Origin of the sequence: Aquimarina algicola, assembly GCF_006443095.1 — a bacterium.
In the GTDB taxonomy this organism is placed as follows: Bacteria; Bacteroidota; Bacteroidia; order Flavobacteriales; family Flavobacteriaceae; genus Aquimarina; species Aquimarina algicola.
The window spans coordinates 84,079-110,045 of sequence record NZ_VFWZ01000006.1 but is presented as its reverse complement, the minus strand read 5'-3'; the positions used below and the strand labels follow the sequence as shown (position 1 = coordinate 110,045).

Below are 25,967 nucleotides of genomic sequence, written 5' to 3'. Positions count from 1 at the left end.
TCACTGTTTTCAGGGAAATCGGCATGCAAAAAAATCTTACATTTATACAGGAAACTAAAAAAACCAATCACTTATGCTTCATTTTACTAATTGCAATTCTAAGATCTTTGCAAGATCTACTGGATATCGCATTTTTTTTATTCTATTTTCAATAGTGCTAATACTGTCTTGTAAAAAACAAGATGATAAATCAATTGCAGAAGCAAATGCATCTCAATTGAATAAGTATCAAGATTATATTTCAGATGTTTCTTCTGGAGTTATTTCGGTTTTAGACAATGTATATGTAGTGTTAAAAACTCCTGTAGAAGGATGGGATGATAATCAAGAACTGTCTAATGATGTGTTTAAAGTATCACCAAGAGTAAAAGGTAAAGTTTTTGCGGTAAATAATAGAACAATTGCTTTTAAACCAGAAGAAGGTTTTGAAGAAGATACCGCGTATACATTTACTTTGGATCTAGAAGATTTGGTAAAAGACCTCGATGAAGATCTAGATGATGAATTCGTTTTTACTGTAAAAACATTGAAACAACAATTTTCGGTAATTACAGATAACTTGCAATCATATAGTAAAGAGTGGCAATATATAGACGGTACAATTACAGCAAGTGACCAAATGCAGTTTGATATTGCCAAACAGTTGATTTCAGTTTCTCAAAAAGGCAAAAAAGTATCAATAAAGTTCAGTGATTATATTGATAAAAGTCGCCAGTTTAATTTTAGAATAGATAGTATACAACGTTATGAAGAAGATTCTGAAATAGAAATCAAGTGGTCTGGGAAAGAGTTTGATATCGATTCTGAAGGAAGCGAAACAATGACAATACCGGGCAAAAATAATTTTTCAGTATTAAGCATAGCCGTTTCTAATACCGATAATCAATATGTTGAGATTAATTTTTCTGATCCACTTAAAAAAAATCAGAATTTTAATGGCTTAGTTACCATTTCTGGAGCAAGTAGCTTAAAATATACAGTTAACGGAAATGTTCTAAAAGTATATCCAAAACAAGAATTAACAGGAACATTAGAAGTTTCAGTTTTTGAAGGAATACAAAGTGAAGATAATTACAGATTAAAAAATACCTATAGAGAGAATATCTCTTTTCAACAACCCAATCCCGAAATAAGATTATTACAAAGTGGAGTGATTTTACCAACTTCTGATAATCTAAAATTTAATTTTGAAGCCATCAACCTTCGAGCGGTTGAAGTACAAGTAATCAAGGTATTTGAGAATAACATATTACAGTTTTTGCAAAACAATAATCTGGATGGAACAAGTGATTTAAGAAGTGTTGCCAGGCCAGTTGCCAAAAAACTAATCAATTTACAAGAAAATGCTTCCTTAAATTTAAGTAAATGGAACGCATTTGCAATTGATCTTAAAGAATTGATTACTCCCGATCCCGGAGCGATTTATAGAATAGAACTCAACTTTAGAAAATCGTATTCACTATATAAATGTGATGGAGAAAATGCTAATAACGACCCAATAGAGGCACTTTCTGATAATTATGATGAAGAAGAAGAGTCTAGTTTTTGGGATAGTTCTCAATACTATTATGATGAATATTATGATTATAACTGGGAAGAAAGAGAAAACCCATGTAGCGATTCGTACTATCGAGATAAAAAAATAGGAGCTAATGTATTAGCATCAAATCTAGGTGTGGTTGTAAAAAAAGGACTGAACCAATCTTACAAAATTGCTGTAAACGATATTATTACGACGAATCCGGTAGCTAACGCAAAAGTAAAGTTTTATAATTATCAGCAACAAGAAATAGGGTTTGCAACAACCGATGCAGAGGGTATTACAGGTTTTGATGCAGATAAGCCGGCGTATTTTGCAATTGTTAGTTCAGGAAAACAACAGACATATGTAAAGCTTAATGATGGTAATACATTATCGGTGAGTAAATTTGATGTTTCAGGAGTGCAATTGCAAAAAGGGATAAAAGGATATTTGTATGGTGAAAGAGGGGTTTGGCGACCGGGAGATACATTATTCTTATCATTTATGCTTAATGATAATGCTAATAAACTTCCAGAAGGGCATCCGGTTAAATTTGAACTTCGTGATCCTTATGGAAAAGTGACCTATCAAGAGACACAATCCAAAGGGCTCAATAATTTTTATAAGTTTATTGTTAATACCTCAGAAGAAGCACCAACAGGAAATTGGCAAGCCAAAGTACATGTAGGAGGAGCGAGTTTTACCAAAGCTATAAAAATAGAAACGATAAAACCTAATCGCCTAAAGATTAAAACCCAATTTGAAGATGAAGTTTTAGGAACAAATAAAGCAATTAAAGGAAATCTAGAAGTATTATGGTTACATGGTGCTATTGCCAAAAATTTGCAAACAGATATAAACGTAAGATTTAATCCAACAAAAACAAGCTTTAAAACCTTTCCGGGATATATCTTTGATGATCCTACCCGAATATTTTCAACAAAAGAACAACAAGTTTATAAGGGAAAAATATCAAACGAAGGAAAAGCTAGCTTTAATGTAAAACCCAAACTTGATAATAAAGCCGCAGGAATGCTTAAAGCTTCTTTTATCACAAAGGTATATGAAAATGGAGGGGATTTTAGTACAGATGTTATTAGTAAAGAATTTTCTCCTTTCTCTACATATATAGGAATAAATGTTCCTAAGGGAGATAAGGCAAGAGGAATGTTACTTACGGATACAGAACATAATTTTGAAGTAGTGGCAGTTGACGAAAAAGGAAATCCAAAAGCTGTAAAAAACTTAGAAGTCTATATCTATAAAGTAGATTGGAGATGGTGGTGGGATACTTCAGAGGATAATCTGTCTTCATACAATCGTGGATCATATCATGATGAAATATTTAAAACAAAGGTATCTACAAATAGTTCAGGTAAAGCTAACTTTAAGTTTGAACTTAAATATCCTGAATGGGGTAGATATCTGGTACGAGTAGTAGATCCTTATGGGGGGCACGCTACCGGAAAAACAATGTATATTGATTGGCCGGGATGGGCAGGAAAGTCACGTAAAAACGATCCTTCTGCCGCTACAATGCTTGTGTTCTCTACAGATAAAAAAACATATAATGTAGGCGAGAAAGCTATAGTAACATTTCCTTCTAGTGATAATGGAAGAGCCTTGGTTACTGTAGAAAATGGTACCGAAGTATTATCCTCGCAATGGGTAACTGCACAAAAAGGAGAAACAAAATTTGAATTGCCGATAGAAGAATTATATACACCAAACGTATATATTCATATCACTCTCTTACAACCCCATGCCTCTACAAAAAATGATTTGCCAATTCGTTTGTATGGTGTTGTACCTATTTCTGTAGAAGATCCAAATACAAGAATCCAGCCAAGTTTAACAATGCCAGACGTGCTGAGGCCAGAAGAAACAATTACTGTAAAAGTAGCAGAATCAAAAGGTAAACCAATGACATACTCTATTGCTATAGTGGATGAAGGGCTACTGGACCTTACTCGTTTTAAAACACCCAATCCCTGGACAAGTTTTTATGCCAGAGAAGCGCTTGGAGTAAAAACCTGGGATGTGTATGATGAAGTTATCGGGGCTTTTGGAGGAAGCATAAGTCAGGTCTTTAGCATAGGAGGGGACGCAGCAGCAGGAGGAAGTAAATCCAAAAAAGCAAATCGTTTTAAACCTATGGTTGTATACGAAGGACCATTTGAACTTAAAAAAGGCGAAAAACGAAGTCATAAGATCAAAATTCCGAAGTATGTCGGATCAGTGCGTACAATGATTGTAGCTTCTGATGCTAATCAAGGAGCGTATGGCAGCGTTGATAAAACAACTCCTGTGCGTAAACCACTAATGGTGCTTACATCAATTCCACGTAAAATAACTCCTGGTGAAAAAGTTACTGTACCTGTAACAGTATTTGCCATGGAGAAAAAAGTAAAGAATGTAAATGTAACTCTCAAACCTAATAAAGGATTTAGAGTAATTGGAGAAGTACAACAAAAACTATCTTTTCCTCAACCTGATGAAAAAATGACATATTTTGAAATTGAAGTATTAGAAGGAGCTTCAATGACAGATATCGAAGTAGTTGCGAGTGGTGGTGGTGAAAAAGCATCGTATAAAGTGCCGATAAATATCGTAAATCCCAATCCAATGACAACAGAGATTACTTCTATAATTCTTGAACCAAATAGTCAACAAGAAGTAAGTTTTTCCGCGTTTGGGATAGAGGGTAGTAATGGTGCTGCAATAGAATTATCGTCATTGCCTTCAATGAATTTTGAAGGTAGACTTAGTTATTTAATTCGTTATCCGCATGGATGTGTAGAGCAAACAACATCTGCGGCTTTTCCGCAATTATATCTGGCAGATGTATTTAACATATCTTCTGACAAAAAACAGAAGATTCAAAAAAATATAGAAGCTGCAATGTATAAGCTAAAACGCTTTATACAACCAAATGGAGGACTTTCTTATTGGCCTGGATATAGTAATCCAAATGATTGGGGAACCACATATGCTGGACATTTTTTATTAGAAGCAAATAAAAAAGGGTATGTTCTTCCTATTGGCTTTAAGAGCAATTGGATTATTTATCAGCAAAAACAAGCCAAAAGATGGCGTAGTGGTGATAATGATCTTTCACAAGCTTATCGTTTATATACCTTGGCTTTGGCAGAAAGCCCGGATTTATCTTCAATGAATCGATTACGAGAGATGTCTGACTTGTCAAACGATGCAAAATTAAGATTAGCAGCAGCATATGGTCTGATTGGTCAAAAAAGTGCAGCAGATCAATTGTTAAACAAAGCAAATATCAATTTCCAGCCTAGAAAAAATGATTATTATACCTATGGTTCTGTATCCCGTAACCGAGCTATGGCTATAGAAACGCTGGTTGCTTTAGATAAAAAGGCAGAGGCACAACAAGTAGCGGTTGAGCTAGCAAAAGAACTCTCGTCAAAAAATTGGATGAGTACACAAAGCACTTCTTATGCATTGATAGCGATGGCAAAATATGCAGATTATGTCGGAGGTAAAGGAGTAAATGTCACCTATTCTTTAAATGGTAAAAGCATGAGTGCTTCTACGGACAAAACACTCGCTATTTCTGGAGATCTTACTATTACAAAAGAAAACACACTAGTGCTCAAAAATAATAAAGACAATACCATATTTGTTCAAATAGCCACAAATGGAATTCTTCCTGTAGGTAAAGAAAAAGTAATACAAAGTAATTTTAAAGCTATTGTTGATTATAAAAATAAAGAAGGAAAAATTATTAACCCTACACAATTAATGCAAGGGACAGATTTTGTTGCAGAAGTAACAATTACTAATACAACAGGATCCAAAGTAAAAGATATAGCATTATCAGAGATCTTTCCTTCGGGATGGGAGGTTGTTAATACACGCTTTACAGATTTTGGTTCTTTTAAAGCTAATAAAGTTACCCATACAGATATAAGAGATGACAGAGTAAACTTTTATTTTGATTTGAATCCGAATGAAAGTAAAACAATGACCATTTTGCTCAATGCTTCTTATCTAGGGAAATATTACTTACCGGGTATTCAATGCGAAGCTATGTACGATCATAATTATCTAGTGAGAACACAAGGCAAATGGGTAGAAGTAGTAAAATAGTTTGAGAGGAGAAAAAATAAAACATAATCAATGAATTTTAGGGTTGTACTTCTTTTATTATTGCTAATAAATACTATTTCATCAGCTCAAGAATCAGTTCATCCATCAATTTATTATAAGGATGCGCACTTATTTTGGAAAAATTTTCCTGCAATCTCAGAAGATGGTTCGAATTATCTAATCATTTATAATCAATATTCATGTTGTGTGGATACAGGAAATATTTTACAACAACGTAGTACTGATACCGAAGAAATTGTTAAAGAAATTGTTTTGTCACCAGATGAAACAAAGGGATTAGAATTCTCGACAAAAAAGAAAATGACCATTCTCAAACAAGTAGAGAACGTACTGAATGAAACAAAATACTACTCGCTGGTAAAAGTAGAGAAACCCGAACAGATTCAGAATAAAGGTTCTAATGCATTTGCTATAAGGGCTAAATTGAACAGCCAATCTTTTACGAGTGAGAGTTTTAGTTTGCCCCCATCTGAACTACATGGATTTTGTTGTACCGGGAATTATGATAGTCAGGAAAATTGTGCTATTGATCAAAGTTTACATGATGTTTGGTTCAGTAAAAAGCATAATGTATTCTTAGTGCAGTCTGGTGTATGGCACTCTGCAGATGGTTGTGATGATGGTCCATACTACAAAATAGTACCTTTTGCTAATGAAAAAAGACACGATGTAACTACTTTTGATGAAGGGTTAAATGATAAGCTTACCATTTTGGGAAACCGTATTTGGGTTCGTTCAGAGCCCATATCGGGGAAATTAGTGTTCACTGCTAATGATGGAGATGTTTGTCGCATTATAGATAAGGGAGAACGACAAACTATAGGATTAATTACCGATTATTGGTACCAAATTGTTTTTAAAAATAAAAAAGGCTGGGTTTTTGGCTCTCAAACATCAATTAAACAAGAAAAAACTATTGCAAGTTTTAAGACTTACTTAGCAGAAGTATTAGAAACATACTTCTTTGGAAAAAGATTTGACGTGTTGATGCATCGTTCAGAAGTAAAACCACTAAAGCATAAGGATATTGGCTATTTCCGTTTATACAATCCTGGGATAACATGTAATATAGAATTCTATGAAAATTCAAAAAGTTATCGTAAGGAGGAATATCCTGAAATACCAGAAGTCACTTACTTTGAAAATAAAATGCCGATAAACGGATTTTGTGAAGAAAGTAAAAGCCCGGATGGAGTTTACTTTACAACAGTAAATGAATTTCCTTCTTATGTTATTTTATCTGATGAGTTTACCAATAAGAAAATTGACCTACAAGACAAATACAATAGAGGAACGAAAATGAAAGCTGTAATATTACATAACAAAATGATCATTAAAACGCTTTATTTTGTTGCATTAGATAATCACTGGTGGCTGGTGGTTGTAGATGATTGCGATTGTAGTGCGTAACAGGATATATGTAAGAACAAGGTGCTTATTTGGTAATTCTGCTTATAAAAAAGGAATGTTTTTTTTAACATAAAAACAAGATGTTTGTATTAAAATATGTAATCTTAATAAAAGCTATGTATTGCAAAAAGTTATTTTAAAATGAGAAAAGGAATTTTACGCGTATTAATTTTTTACGCAATTGGGTTCGGAATAGCTGGTTTAGTGAATTGGTTTTTTGGTTCTACTTATGATCATGTAGTCAAGGTTCATCATTATGTTTTAATGCTTATGGTATTTATAGGTATAGCATGGTCATTTGTAAATTTGTTCAAGTTTGTTTTTATTTTCAGGGACAGGGTGTCATTGGGGATTTTAATTTCTAACTTTATGATAATTAGTATTTTATGCGTGTATTCCACGATGTAGTGAAGTATTAGAATTATGATGTGTAGCAAAGAAAGAACCAATACAAACATTTTTACACGTCTATACTTTTTCTAGATTAAGAACAGAAGTGGTTTTATTTAAAATGACGACTAGGTATTTTTTTTAACCTTAAAATCACCATAGATATCATATTTTTTCCTACCATTGCTAAAAGGTAACTTTATAATGAATACAAAATATTTTACAGGCATAATAGTGGGCGTGCTTTTAGCTACACTTTTGTTTTCTTGCAAAGATCGATCTGTTTCGGTAAGCAAAGTTTCTGCAAAACAACAGAAAATAGACGAAGCTTTACCTGATGATAAAGCAATAGATTCATTTATTCTACCTTATAGAAAACATCTCAATGAAACTTTGGACTCTACATTGTGTATCGCAGCAGAAAACTTTACATCTTCTCGTATTGGTCTAGAGAGTTCTTTGGGAAATCTTATGGCTGATATTGCATTAAAACAGGCACAATCTGTTTTTGAAAAACGATATAATAAAAGAATTGATTTTGCAATGCTTAATGAAGGAGGAATGAGAGCTGATATTTTGAAAGGAGGGGTAACATCAAGAACAGCTTATGAAGTAATGCCTTTTGAAAATGAGTTGGTTGCAGTAGAATTATCTAAAGAAAAGATACAGATGCTAGTTCAATACTTAATAGATCAAAAACGAGCGCATCCTGTATCAAATATGAAATTGAGTATCGATAAGAGTTTAAATACAGTCAAAGATCTTATGATCAATGAGCAACCCTTTCAAAAAGATAAAACGTACTTGGTGCTTACTACAGATTATCTGCAAAAAAACGGAGATAATATGATTTTTTTCAAAGATCCATTAGCACTTTATGGTACAGACTATAAGCTTAGAAATGCTATGATTGATTATTTTAAATCAGTTGATACGCTAAAGATAACATTAGATAAAAGAATTCATTATGCAGAATAGAAGGAAGTTTATACAACAAGTAGCTGCGGCTACGGCGTTTACAGGTTTAGGTGGAATGAGCATAATGTCTTGTAGCAAACCTGTTACAAAAAGAATAACTGTACTGCATACCAATGATGTGCATAGCCAAATCGATCCGTTACCATCAAATCACTACAAATATCCGGGATTAGGCGGTTTTGCAAGAAGGGCTTCTATTATAGAAAAAATTCGTAAAGAAAACCTTAATACAATTTTATTAGACGCCGGAGATATTTTTCAGGGAACTCCCTATTTTAATTATTACGGAGGCGAAATAGAATTCAAATTAATGTCTAAGTTAAAATATGATGTAGCTACTTTAGGGAATCATGACTTTGATAATGGTATCGATGGACTTTTTGGGCAATTACCAAATGCTACCTTTGATTTTGTCTCTGCTAATTATGATTTTACTAATACTGTGCTTGATAATTATGTGAAACCTTATAAAATTTTGATGAAAGATGGTATTAAAATTGGCGTTTTTGGATTAGGAATCAAGCTAGCAGGATTAGTAAATAAAGACTTGTATAAAGAAACCAAATATCTTGATCCTATCGAAATTGCACAGGATATGAGTAAAGAGCTAAAAGAAGAACAAAAATGTGACCTTATTATCTGTTTATCTCATATCGGTTACGAATATAAAGCAGAACACGATATGGTTTCAGATGTAAAATTAGCCCAAAAAACAAAGGATATCGATTTAATTATAGGAGGGCACACACATACATTACTACCAAAACCTACAGTTTTAGACAATGCAGTTGGAGAAAAAGTATTGATTAATCAATGTGGTAAAAGTGGCGTGTATATGGGGCAGGTTGATTTTTATTTTGATGCTTTAGGTAATAAAACTTCTCTAGGAAGGTCTATAGAGGTTTGATGTATTATACTTTTATAGTTATACTCTTTTTGTTAGGCTCTCTATTTATAAATAACTTTTTATATAATAATTAAAACATAAACTCAAATACCTTTTGTTCTACAAAAGGTATTTGAGTTTAGAGTTCTTAGTATGAGTTATAAAATTGGGATTTGTAAATATGATTGGTATTTATCACTCGAATAAATTGTTGTATTCCCTTTATTTACATTGTCTTTGTGGCTTTCTTGAGACTCTACAATATCATTTCCTTGAATAACAAGTAATAATTGTTCTCCAGCTTTATATTTTACTGTTGTTGGCCATATTTCTACTTCAACTTCTACAATTTGATTTGGTAAAATAGGTTCTATTACATTATGACTATGAAATGGAATTTCTTCTGTAGACTTACTCATATCCAAAGCTCTTTTTGATACACGTAACCACCCTGAAGCTACTTGTCCTTCTGATCCTCCCGGACCTTCAAAATAAATGATATTGCCATTTGTATCAGCTTTTTGGATTCCTACAAACAAATCAATATCGTTCGCTTGGTCTGTACTCACAAAAAGTTTTAGTTTCATACTACCCACAATATTAGTCTCTTTTGTGAAAGTATGTTTAAAAATAACACGTTGACTCTCTTGTATTAATTCAGGATCTTCTAATGGAGTTGCATCATAAGAAATATGTGAAGCATTTTCTACACTGGTATAATCTAATGTACTGTCGCTTGTGTCTAGATATAGTTTTGACAGCGTTCTCCCGGGAATAGGCCAGTTTGAAGCGGTTTCAATATCTCCTTTGTAGTATGCTTCTCGTAACTCGTATCGTACAGTTGGTTGATTTAAAATTCCACTATCTATGTCCTTAAGAAAATAATCAAAGAATCTTTTTTGTCTACTTAATGCATCATCGCTATAATAAAATTCCCACTTTTTTCTTCCATATAGTTCTAGCCATTTTTGCTGTGATGAAATTGCCTGAAAACCATTAATGGTACCTCTGGTATGCAAACCATGATCTTGAATACTTACTGCGATGTACGCTGGTACAGTAATTTTAGATAACTTATTACTAATATTAAAATCTTGATAGATTGAAGCGGATACTAAAGGATTTGCGGCTACTTCGGCAGGTAAGTCTCTATATCCGGCATTGGTTGGTGAGAGGCTTTCCAGTATTCTGAATTGAAACCACCCATCTATAAATTCACTGGGGATACCGCCATGATAAAAACCATCTCTAAATGGGTCTGTAAAACCTTCCCAGCAGATTATAGCATTCAAATGTGGTGGATTTAATGCTGCAGCTTTCCACTGCGATATTCCATAGATAGAAACGCCATTCAACCCAACTTTTCCTGTAGACCATTCTTGCGCTGCTGCCCATTCGATCAGATCATAATAATCTTCTGCTTCTTGATCTTCGAATATGTTTAATTTTCCATCTGATTGCCCGGTACCTCTACTATCAGCAGCGATAACTACATATCCATTTTTTACCCAAAAATCAGGATCAGAAACCTCAAAAGCTGCATATTCGGATACATTGATATTTCCATCTTCAACCGGATCATACTCTGCTGGCAAATCATCTTTTCCATAAGGGCCTAATGATAAAATTACAGGAAATGTCCCTTCGGTATCAGGTCTATATATATTAACAGCTAATTCTACTCCATCTCTCATTTCTACTTTAATATCATTTTCAATTTTCAAAGTAAATTCTTCGGTAGGAGTGTCGGGAATATCGGTAATTGTAGTGTCATCTTGAGAGCAGCTACCAAAAAATAAGAGTATTACTAAAAAAACCAAGGGATTTAAAAAACGTGAACGCATAAATATAATTTTAAAATTCATTATGCTTCAAAACTAATCTAGGCTTAGCGGAGTTTTTACCCCAAAGAGACTTTTCACTACTCCTAAAAGTTCAAGTTTTATTTACCAACATTTTTAGGTAAAATATGATGAAATTTTTTAAATGCTTTTGAGAATTGACTCAGATTAGTATATCCTAAAATATATCCAACATCTGAGACAGAATATTCATCGGTTTTCAACAACTCCATAGCTTTATTCATTTTTAATGCCAGGTAATATTGATATGGACTCTCATGAAATACTTGTTTAAATAACTTTTTAAATTTTGAGAGGCTCATATTTGCAATCTTTGCCAAAGATTCATTTGAAGGTGTCTGCTCCCAATTCTCTTCCATAGATTGTTTGGCGATGAGTAAATTTTTAATGTCTTTGGCATTTACGTTTACATCATAATTAGAAGTTAAGCGTGATTCTATTTTATTAAAAAAATGAGTCATCATTTTTAAAATATCAGCAACAAGCCAAATTTTCCCTTTATTTTGCTCAGACATTAACAGGGATTGATATGTATTATGAAAAGTATGATCAAGGTTTTCAAACAAATATATTGGTTCTTCATTTGCAAATAGCTGATTGAGTTTACCAGTAGAAGGCATATTATCTAGAACATTTTTTTGAAGCCAATCTTTAGAAAAGGTAATATTAAAAATTTTTATAGGTAAATCCGGTGGAATTATACTTTCTGAAGCGGTCATACCAGATGATAATAATATCCCATAATGCTCAAAAGCCACTTTTTTTTGATCTTTTATCTTTTGAGGAATCTTTGTTTTTGAAAAATAGAAGTTTAAAATGAAATAATTATTAGAATTGTCCGCATTTCTGGTAAGTTTTAAGCCAGATTTGAGCATAACCTCTATAAAAGTAATATGTAACCCTTCTTGAATGGTATGAACTTCGATCAATCCTGTTCCGGCTTCTTTATGTAACAAAAGACGATTATCAGTAAGTGAGGAAGGAATAAGTTGATTGATCATCTTTAGCCAATCTCTAGAATCTGTAATAAAGTATGTAATTTCTTTCATCAAAATTGATTACAAATTAGGTATATAACCCCAAGGTAATATTTGGACAAATATACCAATCATCATATTGAAATTACTCAGTATTCATTCTAAAAAGAATACATAAAAAAGTGCATACACCGATTCACTCTATTATTGTTTTTTTTTAACCCTTTAAATTATATCAAAGTGAATTGTCTGCTTTGATATAATTATAGAAGCTTTTTTTTAATATTTTTAAACTGCTACGCACAAAATTGTTCTGGATCATAGGTGTTTCAAATCATCAAATCATAAACTCCTTATTTTTGATTTGAGATTGCTTCATTGACTTCTTTGCCCTTTATCCCAATTATCTGTTCTAAATGAAGGAGCAGGCAGAAGACTGCAATCAAATAAAGAGCCTTTTATCCAGTTTTGCCACCCATATCTGGCGGCTTTGGGATTTGCCACATTTTCGTTTGAAATAAAGAGGTGTCTTTTATTTATGATTTTAGCTTCTGCAGGATAGAAGACTTTATCCTCTCCCGCTATTTCAAAACCTTCTATATGTTCACTTTCAAAAGCATATAAGCCATTTTCAGCATATTTAAATTTTAAAAGCAAACCATTGTCTTTTGTCTCCATACTGTCAAAAATAGGTCCTGAAAAATCAATCGTTTTATAATTATATGTTTTATGGAGCGCTATATTCAAAAGCCTATCAGCTACTTCCTTTTTTCTTGGAGGGTGTATAGAAATTTTAGACCCAATATCCATAGTACACGCCATAAAAGAATTAGGAATGATATCCATGGCTTTTAATTGCGCTTCTCTCAAGAAAGCTGCGTTTTTGTAATTGTTATATTCATGAATAGCCTTATAAGAAGAAAACGGAGCAATTTGTACATAATAAAAAGGGAAATCTCCTATATCCCATTTTGCTCTCCATTCTTTTACCATCATACTCATTAATTTGGTGTAATGTTGTGGTTCTGGTCTGTTAGCTTCTCCTTGATACCATAAGGCTCCTTTAATCGTATACGAAGTAATTGGATTAATCATGCCATTAAACAAAACGGTATTTGTCTTGTTAGGTTTTTTATTATAATTCGAAAAATCTAATTGTTGATGTTTTTCCAAAACCTCCTTACTCATCCAGGCTTGGATAGGGCTTGCTCCCCACGAAGAGTGAATCATTCCTACGGGAACATCTAGTATTTTTTGTAATTGACTACCAAAAAAATAGGCAATGGCACTAAACTCGGGAACTGTATTTGGGTTGGCATATGTCCATTCTTCATTTTTGGAGTGAAGTTTTTTTGTAGGTTCTAGAGAAGGACTCTTTTTTACAGTAAATAATCTTAGATTTTTATTTCTTGAATTGGCTATTGTTTGAACACTTCCATATACAGGTTGTCCCGGATTGCCCACTAAACCAAAATTCATGTTAGATTGTCCTGAACACAACCATACTTCGCCAAATACAACATTTTTTAAAATAATATCAGAAGCATTACTTTTTAGGCTAATGGTTTGAGGTTCTTTTGTGTTAGTTGTCTTTAAATTGGTTATCCATTCTCCTTCATTATTTGTAGTAATCTGTACTGGTTTGGATAACCAAGAAGCTGTAATTGTTATTTTTTCTCCTTTATCTGCCCATCCCCAAACTTTGACAGTAGTATTTCTTTGAAGTACCATATTAGAAGATACGATTGCAGGTAATTCAATTTTTGCGTGTATAATAAAACTGCTTAAAAACAATAGTAGTAATGGGATGTGGTATACGCTAGTTTTTCCTTGATTGTATATTGTCATGATTTGTATAGTTGTAATGGATTTGACTAAAGTAGCCAAGTCTGTTTTTGATTTAGTATTTGACTATCAAATAGATGTATCTCAGAATAAACCAATACTAATTCTTATCTATACTCCATACTTTAAGATCATCAACCTGCGCTTTTTTACCCCATACAGAAAAAGCAAAAGTTTGTTTGGTAGGATGTGCGAAACCTTTTGAAGTATATTCAGCAGCAAATCTATCATCAATAAAAACCTTTATCGTTTCATCAAGGTATAATATTGAAATATTATGCCATTCGTTTATTGAGGTTTCATATTTTGTTACGTGTTTTGTTCCTTTCAACAGCGTTTTCATTTTAGCTTTATCCTTGGGGTCTTTGCTTTTTTTTAATCGCATTGCTTCCCAATTGAATTGCCCCATTTTACCATCTCTAAAATGTATGCCTGATGGTGTTATTTTAACTTGACAGATATGGCCAAAACTAGAGCCTTCATAGTTACGATCAATAATATTGAATCCTAGTCCTTTTTTATCAAAAATCCTAAATTTTGATTGAATAACACCATTTTTGAAGGGAGCCTCATGCCGCATAGAAACACCATGCTTAGCTTTGTCAGACATAGAAATTACAACGGTATTGTCAATTAAATCACATTGAATAATATCTTCAGATATCCTTTTAGTATTCGTAACCCAATCGTTACCTAAGTCCTCTTTATTTGGCAGGGCTTCTGTTCTGTTAAAATCATCATAAAAAACAAGAGTCCCTTTTTCTTTAAGCAACTTATCTACAGCTATGTCTTGTGCATTGACGCTAAGGTGGACTATTAAAAAAGCAAGTAGTTGTAGTTTAAAATTCATATTCGTTTGTTTAGTTTTTGTTTCAATAGTATTTAGTCTTGCGTAGTATTCCTTGTTTTAACGCTTTGTATTAAAGTTATATTTTCTACTTTAGTGGCTAAAACAAAAATTTATATCAATAGCTATTCTTCTTAGTTTTTCTGTTCTTATTTTTTACATTTTTTAATTTTAGCTTTTGTTCTTCTGATAAAAATTCTGCTATTGCCTTTTTATAATTTTCTTTAAGAAGAGGAGTATCTGCAAAACCTTTAAGTTGTCTTGGTGTCAGGTACATTCGTTTTCCTAATTCTTCAAGATGTTGTTTCTTGGGTACGCCTTCTTTAAGGATTTGTTTGTAGACTTCGTCTCGTTTTTTTATTAAATCAGATATGCCTGCCTCTTCTCGCAGATCGATTAAATCTGCTTTTAGTTTTCTACTTAAAACATAAAACCTTTCCCATTGAGTATCTGTTAACTCTACTTGCTCTAATTTAACTTTCATAAATTTAGCAGCCATAGTAAGTCGTTCTTCTTTCTCTTGGGTAAATCCCAAACTAACTACAAAACTTAATGCTACTACTATGTATATTTTATCAATTGTCATTATATATGCTTAAAACTTAACTACCTTGGTTATTAGATTCTATTTTCTAATAAAGGTTTAATCTGAATACATTTTTATTCAATATTTATCATGTTTACTAACTCATAGTTTGTATAATTAAACTTTTGATAAAAAGTGCATTTATATAATAGAAAACTACAATACGTCTCATAGAAATGTTTGAAAAAAGGGCATAAGTCCAACATAAACGAGTAGAAAACCAATATAGATTGCAAAAACCTTTTAGATCAAAAAAAATGTTGATACTTTAACCCTTACAAAACAGTGATCCATTTTCTTTGATGAAAAAAATAATACGTATTGTAACTACATATGTCAAAACACATCCCAAAAAGAGTATTGTTTTTGGGGTTTTGGTAGTTTGGTATTATTTTTCTTTACCATCAGATTTATTTAATGACCCCATCGCTACGGTGATAGAAACCCAAAAGGGGGAATTATTGGGGGCCAAAATAGCAAAAGATGGGCAATGGCGTTTTCCTAAAACAGATAGTATTCCTGATAAGTTCAAAAAATGTATTATTGCTTTTGAAGATCAACAATTTTATAATCACTTTGGTTTTAACCCTGTAGCTATTGGTAATGCAATTATAGATAATGTCGAGGCAGGAAGAATCGTGCGCGGTGGTAGTACGATTACACAACAAGTGATTCGTTTGGCAAGAAAAGGTAAAAAAAGAACTTATTTTGAAAAAATAAAGGAACTTCTTTTGGCAACTCGATTAGAGTTTAGGTATTCTAAAGAAGATATTTTAAAATTATATGCCTCTCATGCACCCTTTGGGGGTAATGTTGTAGGAATCGATATGGCCTCCTGGCGATATTTTGGATTGCCGGCTCACGAATTATCGTGGGCAGAAAGCGCTACATTAGCCGTATTGCCAAATGCGCCATCTCTTATTTATCCCGGGAAAAACCAAATACAGCTAAAAGAAAAACGAAATAGATTATTAAAAACACTGCTACAGAACCATACAATCGATTCATTAACCTATGAGTTATCTTTAAGCGAAGCTTTACCACAAAAACCATATGACTTACCACAAGTTTCTCCTCATTTGCTAGATCGGATTTCAAAAACATACAATGGACAGAGAGTTCAAACAACTATCAATCTAACTTTACAAAAACAAGTACAGCAAATCGTTAAGCAGCATTATGAGGTACTCAAGCAAAATGAAGTTCATAATATGGCTGTTTTGGTGATTGATGTAGACACAAGAAAAGTGTTAAGTTATGTTGGCAATACTCCCACAGATCATACGCATCAAAAGGATGTAGATATCATCCGATCAGGCCGCAGTACAGGTAGCACACTCAAACCGTTACTTTATGCAGCAATGTTGGATAAAGGAGAGCTCTTACCAGAGCAGTTAGTCTCTGATATTCCTACAGTAATTGCGGGATATAGTCCCAAAAATTATGATGAAAGTTATAGTGGAGCTACCCCGGCAAATCGAGCTTTGGCGCGTTCTCTTAATATTCCTGCAGTAAGATTGTTACAACAATATGGTTTACAACGTTTTAGAGATGAGCTAAATGCATTCAATATTAAGCATCTAAAATATAGTGCAGATCATTATGGACTGTCATTAATCGTTGGAGGGGCAGAAGGGAGCCTTTGGGATTTATGTAAAACGTATGCAGGTTTTGCAGGGGTATTAAACCATTATCGAGATACATCTAGTGAATATTTTGATAATGAATTTGGAGAACCGATACTTCTGGCAGAACAAACCTACGACTTTGGTAAAAAAGTGCAACAACAATCAATATATGGTGCAGGAAGTATATGGCTTACCTTTGAAGCGATGAAAAAGGTAAACCGCCCGGAAGGAGATGAAGCATGGGAATTTTATGATTCTTCTAGAGAAATTGCATGGAAAACTGGTACTAGCTATGGTAATAGAGATGCCTGGGCGATAGGAGTTAATAAAAAACATGTTGTTGGAGTCTGGATCGGAAATGCCGATGGCGAAGGTAGGCCTGAACTTACCGGATTAAATTCTGCAGCTCCCGTACTTTTTGATGTGATAAATCTATTACCCAGATCCAAATGGTTTGCAACACCTTATGATGATCTCTTAGAAGCGACAATATGCAAAGAAAGTGGTTTTCTTGCAGGAGCTCATTGCCCTTCAAAAACAGCACTTGTTGCTACTTCGGGAATAGAAACAACCCCCTGTCCGCATCATAGGTTAATACATTTAGATCCTACAAAACAATATCGTGTCAATTCTTCTTGCGAACCTGTAGCCAATATTATTCATGAACCTTGGTTTGTACTACCTCCATTACAAGAGTATTTCTACAAAACCAATAATGCAACGTATAGATCATTACCTCCTTACAGACAAGATTGTCTCAAAGAGTCTCAAAACCGAATGGATTTTATTTTCCCAAAAGCAGGAGGAATTGTGCATCTGCCAAAAGGTTTTGATGGTAAGATTAATGAAGTAATCCTGAAAGCAATACATACTAATCCTGAAAGTAAAATGTTTTGGTACCTCAATGAAAAATTTATTGGTGTAACTCAAAAATTTCATGAGATGCCAATCTCACCCCAACCGGGTAATTATTTAATTACGATCCTTGATGAAAAAGGAAATGAATTAAAAAGAAGGATCACAATAAAAAGTTCGTGATAGATTACAAAACTGAATTATAATAGTGCTTCAAACCCCTTGCTCATTTCAATATATCTTGCTTTATACAATCTATGTTGAATATAAAAAATATAGATTTTTTACATTTTTGACTTAAAAATCGATCTTATTTTGTTAAAAAATTAGATTAAACAATTCATTTTTAAATATTTATTAGTGAAAAATGAGTCATAATAAGAGGAAACTGTTGTATATTTAACAGTAATTAACCAATTGTTGAATATAAAACACAAAAACTCTTAAAATGAAAAAAATCATTTTTGTATTGAGCATAGTACTATGCTCAATAAATGTTGCTTATTCCCAAATAAGCCAAGGAGGAGAACCACTTTCATGGAATGAAAACTTCTCAAAATCAGCCAAAATACCTACTGTTAAATTAAAAAAAGTAGATGTAGCAAAATTACTTAAAGAAGACGAAGCAGAATCTTCAAAAGATGTTCCACTGAGATTTGCGTATGCACATGATGTAAATTTGAATCCAAATAACTCTGGAAACTGGTTTACCGGTGCAGATGGAGGAAAATTTTGGATTTTAAAGTTAGAATCTAAAGGAGCTAAATCCTTAAATGTGACATTTTCTGACTTTTATATCCCAGAAGGTGCAAAATTGTTTATCTATAACGAAGGAAAAACCGATGTTAAAGGAGCATTTACAGAAATCAATAACAAAACATCCAGAAGACTTGGTACAGCACCTGTTGTAGGAGATAAGTTAATTATAGAATATTATCAACCTAAGCAGGCTACAGAAAAACCAGCTTTACAAATAAGCACGGTAGCACACGATTACAGAGGAGTATTAAGCATAGCTAAAGCTTTTGGAGACTCTGGTTCTTGTAATAATAATGTTGCCTGTTCTGTTGGAAATGCATGGAGAGATCAAATCAGATCTGTTGCTATGGTAATATTAGGCAACGGAACCAGATGGTGTTCAGGTTCATTAATTAATAATACTGCTAACAACGGAACTCCTTATTTCTTGACTGCAAATCACTGTTCTGCGGGTCGAGACGTGACCAATTGGGTGTTTGCCTTTAATTACGAATCTCCTGGATGTAGTAATTCTGATGGTTCATTAAGTCAATCGATATCAGGTTCTCAAATGCTTGCTAGTGGGGCTAGTTCAGATTATGCACTACTTAGACTTTCTGCTACACCACCATCTAGTTATAATGTATATTATTCAGGTTGGGATGCTACAGGTAGTGCACCAACAAGAACAACTGGGATTCATCATCCCGCAGGAGATGTAAAAAAAATATCTTTTGATAATGATCCATCTACTGTCTCAGGATATCTAGGAGGATCAGGAACTACGCATTGGCAAGTTTCTGATTGGGATGATGGTACAACAGAAGGAGGATCGTCAGGTTCTGCTCTTTTTGATCAAAATAAAAGAATTATTGGGCAATTACATGGGGGCTATGCTGCCTGTGGTAATGATAGAGGAGACTGGTATGGCCGCTTGTCTGTAACGTATCCAAATATCTGTCAATGGCTAGCGCCAGGATGTTCTACACAAGTAGTAAATGGGTACGATCCTGCTGGTGATACAGGTGGTGGAAATGATAATTGTACAGATGTAACCCTGACATTGAATTTTGATAATTATCCAGAAGAAACGAGTTGGACGATAAAAGATAGTTCGGGATCAGTTGTAGAATCAGGAGGAACGTATGGTAGTCAAGCTGATGGAAGCACTCTTGCAGTTGATGTATGCTTGCCAGCCGGATGCTACGAATTAAGTGTTAATGATTCATATGGTGATGGAATGTGTTGTACTTATGGGCAAGGTTCGTATTCCTTAACAGATGCATCAGGAACCCTAGCTTCGGGAGCTTCTTTTGGGAGCGCAGATACAAGTAACTTTTGTGTAGGATCAAGCAGAGTTGCAAGTTCTGGTAGTAAATCAATATCCAATAACGCTTCAACCGATAAATTTATGATGTATCCTAATCCGGCAAATAATGTATTGTATTTAAAATATAAAGTAAAAGAAAATGTTACATTAGATTTTAAAATATTTGATATAACAGGTCGTATGGTAGAATCTAAAACATATGATACAGAATCAAGATCCGGACAGCTACCTATCGATATAGATAGATTAACTCAAGGAGCATATTTTATGGAGATCATCGAAAACAATATTTCTACAGTTAGAAAATTTACAATTACTAGAAGATAAGTCTAGCATTAAAATTTTCAAACGATATTGAATTAAACATTACAGTTGGTTAATATAAACTGTCTTGGGGATTTTTTGAATCTCCAAGACAGTTTTTTTATGTATTTAATAGGCATTATAAACCAGACCAAAAGAAAAAGCCTCTTCTTTGCTAAAATTTCTTCCATTTAAGGTTACTCCATAACCTGCGGAAAGCCCAATACTATTTTTATAAACGGGAACATAAAAATCAAAGCGCAAATTTGTATAATCTACTTCTGTTTCTGGAAGTATAGCAGCGGCACCAGCTTCTGCAAACTCAGGAGTTCCTATATCAAAACCAGACATAGAATCTTGAATGTCTAATTGAGCATGCAAATAAATAAACTCATTATGATATCCGATCTTAGCACTATATAACATTGCGTTCGGAATGTCAAAATCATCACTATCTCTATAACTATACCCAAGTTGTACTTCTGTAAAAATGTTGAAAGGAAGAGAATAAAGTGCAAGCACTGAACCATTGACAGTTGTTGCTTGATTACCTATTGATAGTACGCCAGCTCCTTCATAATCACTTACAGGAAAAGAAACTCCTGCAGCACCTCCTAATGTGAATCTAGAATTATCTTCGAATTTTTTTTCTGTAATCCTTGATTTTAAATATATTCCTAAATCTTGTAAATCATCTACTTCTGTAACTTCTTGTACAGGATCAGGAATATTATCTTCACTTATCACATTAATATAAGGTAATGTTACCGTTCCTGATAACCAATCTGTAATGGCATATTGCGCATATAAATTAATGATATCAGAAGTGATTTCTCCTTGCCCGGCAGGGTTACCTTCAGCCAAAGTAGTCCCTCTATAAAACTGGTCAAAGTTTTTAAAAGCATAGCTTGGAGCAATTGTAAGTGTATTTTTTTTAGGATAAAAACCATTTACAGGTAATTGGGCGAATAACGATAGAAATGGAAAAAAAAGAATAGGAATCCCAATCAGGATTCGCTTTGATTTGTGCAACATAATTTATGACTTTTGATTAATAATAAGGTCGATTAGACGTGTATATCATCAATCGCTTACCATTTTACTATGTTACCTTTTTGTTAAGTTGTTTTAAAAAAAGTTAAACGACGATATTACAGTAATAAAAATACTTTTTTACCATAGTTTAAATGGTTTTTTACTTAGTTGAGAATTATAATATTTTGAAATTCCTGTAACTTCCTGTCCTAACCAATCAGGTTTTAGAAAAGATTCATTTTCAGTTGATAATTCTATTTCGGCAAGCACTAAACCTTGATTTGTTCCTGCAAACTCATCTACCTCATAGGTATGATCTCCTAGTCGAATTTCAAATCGAGTTTTCTTAATAATTCCGGGTTCGCATAGTTTTATTAACGCTTCTGCATCTTCTACAGGGATAGATTTTTCCCATTCAAATCGTGATGTTCCAGAAGCGTTTCCTATGCCTTTTACAGTAATAAAAGCTTGTTCTCCTTTGATCCGAATTCGAACTGTTCGTTCTGGATCGGTATTGAGAAACCCTTGTATGATTCTCGTGCTTTTTTGGGCTTCTTTTTTAAAATTATCAGAGGTGACTAAAAATTTACGTTCGATCTCAATCATGTACTATTTGTTCGTTTGTGTTACTATTGATACTTTGCAATTGTTTTAATGCGGTCAGAAGGTATTTTGATCTGATTGTGTTCATGATTAGCTAACCAAATCATTGTTGAAACAATCGTTTCAGGATAAATAGATCGATATTTTTTTAGAGAACCGAGTAGTAGAGGATTGAGAAGCTTCATAAAAATTTTGAAAAAATACTCTCCGATTCTTTTTTCGTTCCTTTTTCCACCAATAAGTGATGGTTGTAGAATATGAGTTTTCTGAATTTTTAATGCTAAAACGGCATTTTCCATTTCACCCTTTGTTCGATTATAAAAAATAGTACTCTTCGCATCTGCACCTAATGCTGATAGTATAATCAATGTACCAATACCATTGTCTTTGCATAAGTTTGCTGTACTAACAGGAATTCCGTAATCAATAGTATGATATAATTCTTTATTAGGGGTTTTAGCATTTGTGGTTCCTATGCAACAAAATACATCATCAGCAACAAAATCTTTAGCATGATCTTTAAGTTTTAATACATCTATAATGTGCTCTTCGAGTTTTGGATGTGTACTATTGAGGCTTTTTCTAGAAAAAACCTTTATCTTATCATATCGGTCATCATCAAACAGTTTTTGTACTAAAAGATTTCCTGTAAGTCCTGTTGCTCCAAGTATGATAGCTGTCTTTGGCATGCTATACGGGTTTGTTTGTAAAGGTATAAAAGTGGATTATTAGTTTAGAAAAAGAAGCTATAAATTTGTATTTAATTCTTTTTGTTTTTGGAAGATATTGTATCACATAGAAAAATTATTCATGTTGATATGGATGCTTTTTATGCCTCTGTAGAACAAATGGATCATCCTGAATTAAAGGGGAAGCCTTTGGCTGTTGGGGGTGGTTCAAAACGTGGGGTAGTAAGTGCAGCGAGTTATGAGGCAAGAGTATTTGGGGTGCGATCAGCGATGCCAGGTTTTAAGGCCAGAAAACTTTGCCCCGATCTTATTTTTGTACGCCCAAGGTTTGATCGATATAAAGAAATCTCAGGTAAAATCAGAAAGATATTTTTTGAATATACAGATTTGGTAGAACCTTTATCACTTGATGAAGCCTATTTGGATGTTACACAAAACAAGAAAGGAAACCCAAGTGCTACTCTGGTAGCAAAAGAAATTAGACAACGTATTTTTGATGAGGTAGGGTTGACAGCTTCTGCTGGGATATCAATCAATAAATTTATAGCAAAAGTAGCTAGTGATTATAACAAACCCAATGGACAGAAAACGGTAAACCCTGAAGAGGTGATTACATTTTTAGAAGATTTGGATGTCAAAAAGTTTTATGGGGTAGGAAAAGTAACACAGGCCAAAATGTACCAAATGGGGATCTATACAGGTAAAGATTTAAAATCAAAATCAGAAGAATTCCTTACCCAACATTTTGGAAAAGCCGGAAGTCATTATTACCGCATAGTAAGAGGCATCCATTTGAGTGCGGTAAAACCTAATCGAGAACGAAAATCATTGGCAGCAGAACGAACCTTTAGTGAGAACATCGCTTCAGAAATCTATATGCTTGAACGATTAGAAAATATCGCAGAAGAATTGCAAAAACGATTAAAAAATAACAATGTAGCAGGAAGAACAGTAACGTTAAAGATCAAATACAGTGATTTTACCCTACAAACGCGTAGTAAAACGCTTCCTTATTTTGTAAGTGATGCCAATATTTTACTTGAAACCGCCAAAGAATTACTATATCAGGATAAGATGAAAAACTCAGTGCGACTGCTCGGAATATCATTATCAAATTTGAACACACAACACGAGAAGAAAAAAGAAAAAGAACATAAAGAATTTGAAGTGATACAGTTAAAATTTGATTTTTAAGCCATTTTAATCGCATTAAATCCTACACAATATCTCGGCAGCGCTCTTCAAGGTATCCTCATTTTTGGCAAAACAAAACCGTAATACATTGTCGTCTTGATGATTTAAGTTAAAAACAGATACAGGTATAGATGCAATTTTATGTTCTTTGGTTAGCCTTTCGGCGAAAGCCACATCATCTTCATGAGTGATTTTTGAGTAATTCAATAATTGGAAATACGTACCCGAAGCAGGAGTACATGTAAAACGAGAATCTTTGATTAAAGACAAGAATAGATCACGTTTTTTCTGATAAAAATTAGGTAATGATAAATAATTTTCCGGAGATTTAAGGTATTCTGCTAATGCATACTGGATAGGGTGATTACTACAAAATACATTAAATTGATGTACTTTTCTAAACTCTGTCATCAGTGCTTTTGGAGCAAGGCAATATCCCATTTTCCAGCCGGTAGTATGAAAAGTTTTACCAAAAGAGGAGGTAATAAAAGCGCGGTCAGCTAGTCCTGAAAATTTAGCAGCACTTTGATGCTTTTTCTGATCAAAAATAATATGTTCATATACCTCATCACTTAATAAAATGATATCAGTTCCCTTAAGCAACTTTGCAAGTTGAAGCATATCTTTCTCTGATACAATAGTACCACTTGGGTTGTGTGGCGTATTGATAATGATCATTTTGGTTTTGGGGTTGATTTTTTCTTTAACAATTTTCCAATCTATTCTGTAATTTGGGGCTTTTAGCTGTATTGGAACGACTATTCCTTTATGTAGTTGTATAGAAGGTTCATAAGAATCATACGCAGGTTTGAATATGATAACCTCATCACCCTCTTTTATAAAAGCAGAGATAATAGTGAAAATAGCTTGTGTTGCGCCAGAAGTAATAGTGATTTCTGTTTCTGGATCATATTTTTTTTGATAAAGTTCGGTTGTTTTCTCTGCAATACATTCTCGTAACGATGATAATCCTTGCATGGGAGCATATTGATTATATCCCTTTTGCATTCCTTGATGTACAAGCTCGATAAGCTTAGGAGATGTCTCAAAATCAGGAAACCCTTGTGATAAATTAATGGCATTGTGTGCGCTTGCCATTTTGCTCATGATCGTAAATATAGTTGTTGATATTTCTGGTAGCTTGGATTGTATATTTTGCATGATATAAAAATAACATAATATCACGAGACTGTATTTTAACATATCGAAATGAGTAAGGAATCTGTATTGATTACTACAAAAAAATATGATAAAATGATTGTTGTACTATCATCGGCAATAAGATTATCAAAAAATAGAAGAGAAACGTATATTTTTGTTGAATTTTAATGAGTTTATGCAAACGATTTCGTTATCAAAATTAAACAAAACGATTTACTACTTTAAATTCATTATAAATACAGGATAATAACACCAAAATGTTGTTAAAAAGGTACACGAGTCTTATTTTTGTTATTCGAAAATTTTAAACATTTTTATATAATGGGTGGATTGATACGATCTTCAATAGCTAGAAAAGTAGCCATGGCACTTTCAGGACTTTTCTTAGTATTTTTCTTGTTACAACACTTTACAATTAATTTTACTTCAGTTTTTAGTGCAGATATTTTTAATGAATTATCGCATTTTATGGGAACTAATCCCTTGGTTCAGTTTGTATTGCAACCTATTTTGATTTTTGGAGTGATTTTTCACTTCATAATGGGATTTGTCCTGGAATTGAAGAATAAGAATGCAAGAGCAGTAAAATATGCAAAATATAATGGTGCGGCTAATGCTTCTTGGATGTCTAGAAATATGATTTATTCAGGTCTTGTGGTACTTGCATTTCTAGGGTTGCATTTTTATGATTTTTGGGTTCCGGAAATGGTATACAAATATGTTGAGTTTGCTCCAGAGGATCCAACACGATATTATACCGAGTTACTACACAGGTTTGAAAGCCCTGTGCGTACCGGTTTGTATGCTTTGTCTTTTGTGTTTTTGGCTTTACACCTTTGGCATGGATTTGCTTCTTCTTTTCAATCGGTAGGGTTCAATAACAAATATTCTACAGGAGCTACAAAATTTGCTAAAGCTTTTTCGATTGTAATTCCTGTCGGATTTATAATTGTGGCTATTGTACTTCATTTTAAACACTAAAAAACAC

At 33.3% G+C, this 25,967-nt stretch carries 17 protein-coding genes; 8 read left to right on the top strand and 9 right to left on the bottom strand.

The features are described from left to right. The first annotated feature begins 73 nt into the window (after nucleotides 1–73). The 4 genes from FHK87_RS18400 to FHK87_RS18385 all read left to right on the top strand — a co-directional run bounded on the left by FHK87_RS18400 (nucleotide 74) and on the right by FHK87_RS18385 (nucleotide 9,347). Nucleotides 74–5,641 (top strand): alpha-2-macroglobulin family protein, encoded by a 5,568-nt coding sequence (locus FHK87_RS18400; protein ID WP_140595243.1) that lies wholly within the window; start codon nucleotides 74–76, stop codon nucleotides 5,639–5,641. A 30-nt stretch (nucleotides 5,642–5,671) separates the two neighbouring features. Continuing rightward, entirely contained in the window at nucleotides 5,672–7,072 is a 1,401-nt protein-coding gene (locus FHK87_RS18395; RefSeq protein WP_140595242.1) for an SH3 domain-containing protein, read from the top strand. Nucleotides 7,073–7,666: 594 nt separating this feature from the next. After that, nucleotides 7,667–8,440 carry a 5'-nucleotidase C-terminal domain-containing protein gene (locus FHK87_RS18390; protein ID WP_140595241.1) on the top strand — a complete coding sequence of 258 codons (774 nt, stop codon included), beginning with the start codon at nucleotides 7,667–7,669 and terminating at the stop codon, nucleotides 8,438–8,440. After that, on the top strand, nucleotides 8,430–9,347 hold the full coding sequence (locus tag FHK87_RS18385; protein ID WP_140595240.1) for a bifunctional metallophosphatase/5'-nucleotidase: 918 nt from the start codon (nucleotides 8,430–8,432) through the stop codon (nucleotides 9,345–9,347). The genes FHK87_RS18390 and FHK87_RS18385 overlap by 11 nt, the downstream gene beginning before the upstream one ends. A 137-nt stretch (nucleotides 9,348–9,484) precedes the next feature. On the opposite strand, the gene FHK87_RS18380 is transcribed toward FHK87_RS18385, so the two are convergent. The 5 genes from FHK87_RS18380 to FHK87_RS18360 form a co-directional block, all read right to left on the bottom strand. Beyond that, complete coding sequence (locus tag FHK87_RS18380; protein WP_226294318.1) at nucleotides 9,485–11,170, bottom strand: CocE/NonD family hydrolase; 1,686 nt, start codon at nucleotides 11,168–11,170, stop codon at nucleotides 9,485–9,487. Nucleotides 11,171–11,268: 98 nt separating this feature from the next. After that, a complete protein-coding gene (locus tag FHK87_RS18375) occupies nucleotides 11,269–12,237 on the bottom strand; it encodes a helix-turn-helix domain-containing protein (RefSeq protein WP_140595238.1) in 969 nt (322 codons plus the stop codon). A gap of 303 nt (nucleotides 12,238–12,540) precedes the next feature. Further along, a complete protein-coding gene (locus tag FHK87_RS18370; RefSeq protein ID WP_140595237.1) occupies nucleotides 12,541–14,013 on the bottom strand; it encodes a sialate O-acetylesterase in 1,473 nt (490 codons plus the stop codon). 97 nt (nucleotides 14,014–14,110) lie between these two features. Beyond that, complete coding sequence (locus FHK87_RS18365) at nucleotides 14,111–14,860, bottom strand: family 16 glycoside hydrolase (RefSeq protein ID WP_140595236.1); 750 nt, start codon at nucleotides 14,858–14,860, stop codon at nucleotides 14,111–14,113. 115 nt (nucleotides 14,861–14,975) lie between these two features. After that, the gene (locus tag FHK87_RS18360; protein WP_140595235.1) at nucleotides 14,976–15,443 is read right to left on the bottom strand and encodes a hypothetical protein; all 468 of its coding nucleotides are present in this window, start codon (nucleotides 15,441–15,443) and stop codon (nucleotides 14,976–14,978) included. 302 nt (nucleotides 15,444–15,745) lie between these two features. On the opposite strand from FHK87_RS18360, the gene pbpC reads away from it, so the two are divergent. Together pbpC and FHK87_RS18350 are read left to right on the top strand one after the other, a co-directional pair. Then, nucleotides 15,746–18,109 (top strand): penicillin-binding protein 1C, encoded by a 2,364-nt coding sequence (pbpC, locus tag FHK87_RS18355; RefSeq protein ID WP_140595234.1) that lies wholly within the window; start codon nucleotides 15,746–15,748, stop codon nucleotides 18,107–18,109. 265 nt (nucleotides 18,110–18,374) lie between these two features. Beyond that, nucleotides 18,375–20,321 carry a T9SS type A sorting domain-containing protein gene (locus FHK87_RS18350; protein ID WP_140595233.1) on the top strand — a complete coding sequence of 649 codons (1,947 nt, stop codon included), beginning with the start codon at nucleotides 18,375–18,377 and terminating at the stop codon, nucleotides 20,319–20,321. 105 nt (nucleotides 20,322–20,426) lie between these two features. Here FHK87_RS18350 and FHK87_RS18345 read toward each other — a convergent pair whose 3' ends face one another. From FHK87_RS18345 to FHK87_RS18335, 3 genes are all read right to left on the bottom strand, one after another. Beyond that, nucleotides 20,427–21,332, bottom strand: a complete 906-nt coding sequence (locus tag FHK87_RS18345; protein ID WP_140595232.1) for a hypothetical protein — start codon at nucleotides 21,330–21,332, stop codon at nucleotides 20,427–20,429. A gap of 138 nt (nucleotides 21,333–21,470) precedes the next feature. Beyond that, the gene (locus tag FHK87_RS18340; protein ID WP_140595231.1) at nucleotides 21,471–21,938 is read right to left on the bottom strand and encodes a CYTH domain-containing protein; all 468 of its coding nucleotides are present in this window, start codon (nucleotides 21,936–21,938) and stop codon (nucleotides 21,471–21,473) included. A gap of 23 nt (nucleotides 21,939–21,961) precedes the next feature. Further along, nucleotides 21,962–22,624 (bottom strand): Rossmann-fold NAD(P)-binding domain-containing protein, encoded by a 663-nt coding sequence (locus FHK87_RS18335; RefSeq protein WP_140595230.1) that lies wholly within the window; start codon nucleotides 22,622–22,624, stop codon nucleotides 21,962–21,964. A gap of 87 nt (nucleotides 22,625–22,711) precedes the next feature. Between FHK87_RS18335 and dinB the strand changes: the two genes are divergently transcribed. Continuing rightward, entirely contained in the window at nucleotides 22,712–23,818 is a 1,107-nt protein-coding gene (gene dinB, locus FHK87_RS18330; RefSeq protein ID WP_140595229.1) for a DNA polymerase IV, read from the top strand. Between the two features lie 15 nt (nucleotides 23,819–23,833). Here dinB and FHK87_RS18325 read toward each other — a convergent pair whose 3' ends face one another. After that, nucleotides 23,834–24,979 carry a methionine aminotransferase gene (locus tag FHK87_RS18325; protein WP_140595228.1) on the bottom strand — a complete coding sequence of 382 codons (1,146 nt, stop codon included), beginning with the start codon at nucleotides 24,977–24,979 and terminating at the stop codon, nucleotides 23,834–23,836. A gap of 321 nt (nucleotides 24,980–25,300) precedes the next feature. Here FHK87_RS18325 and FHK87_RS18320 point away from each other — a divergent pair, with 321 nt between their 5' ends. Further along, complete coding sequence (locus FHK87_RS18320) at nucleotides 25,301–25,960, top strand: succinate dehydrogenase cytochrome b subunit (RefSeq protein WP_140595227.1); 660 nt, start codon at nucleotides 25,301–25,303, stop codon at nucleotides 25,958–25,960. Nucleotides 25,961–25,967: the final 7 nt, after the last annotated feature.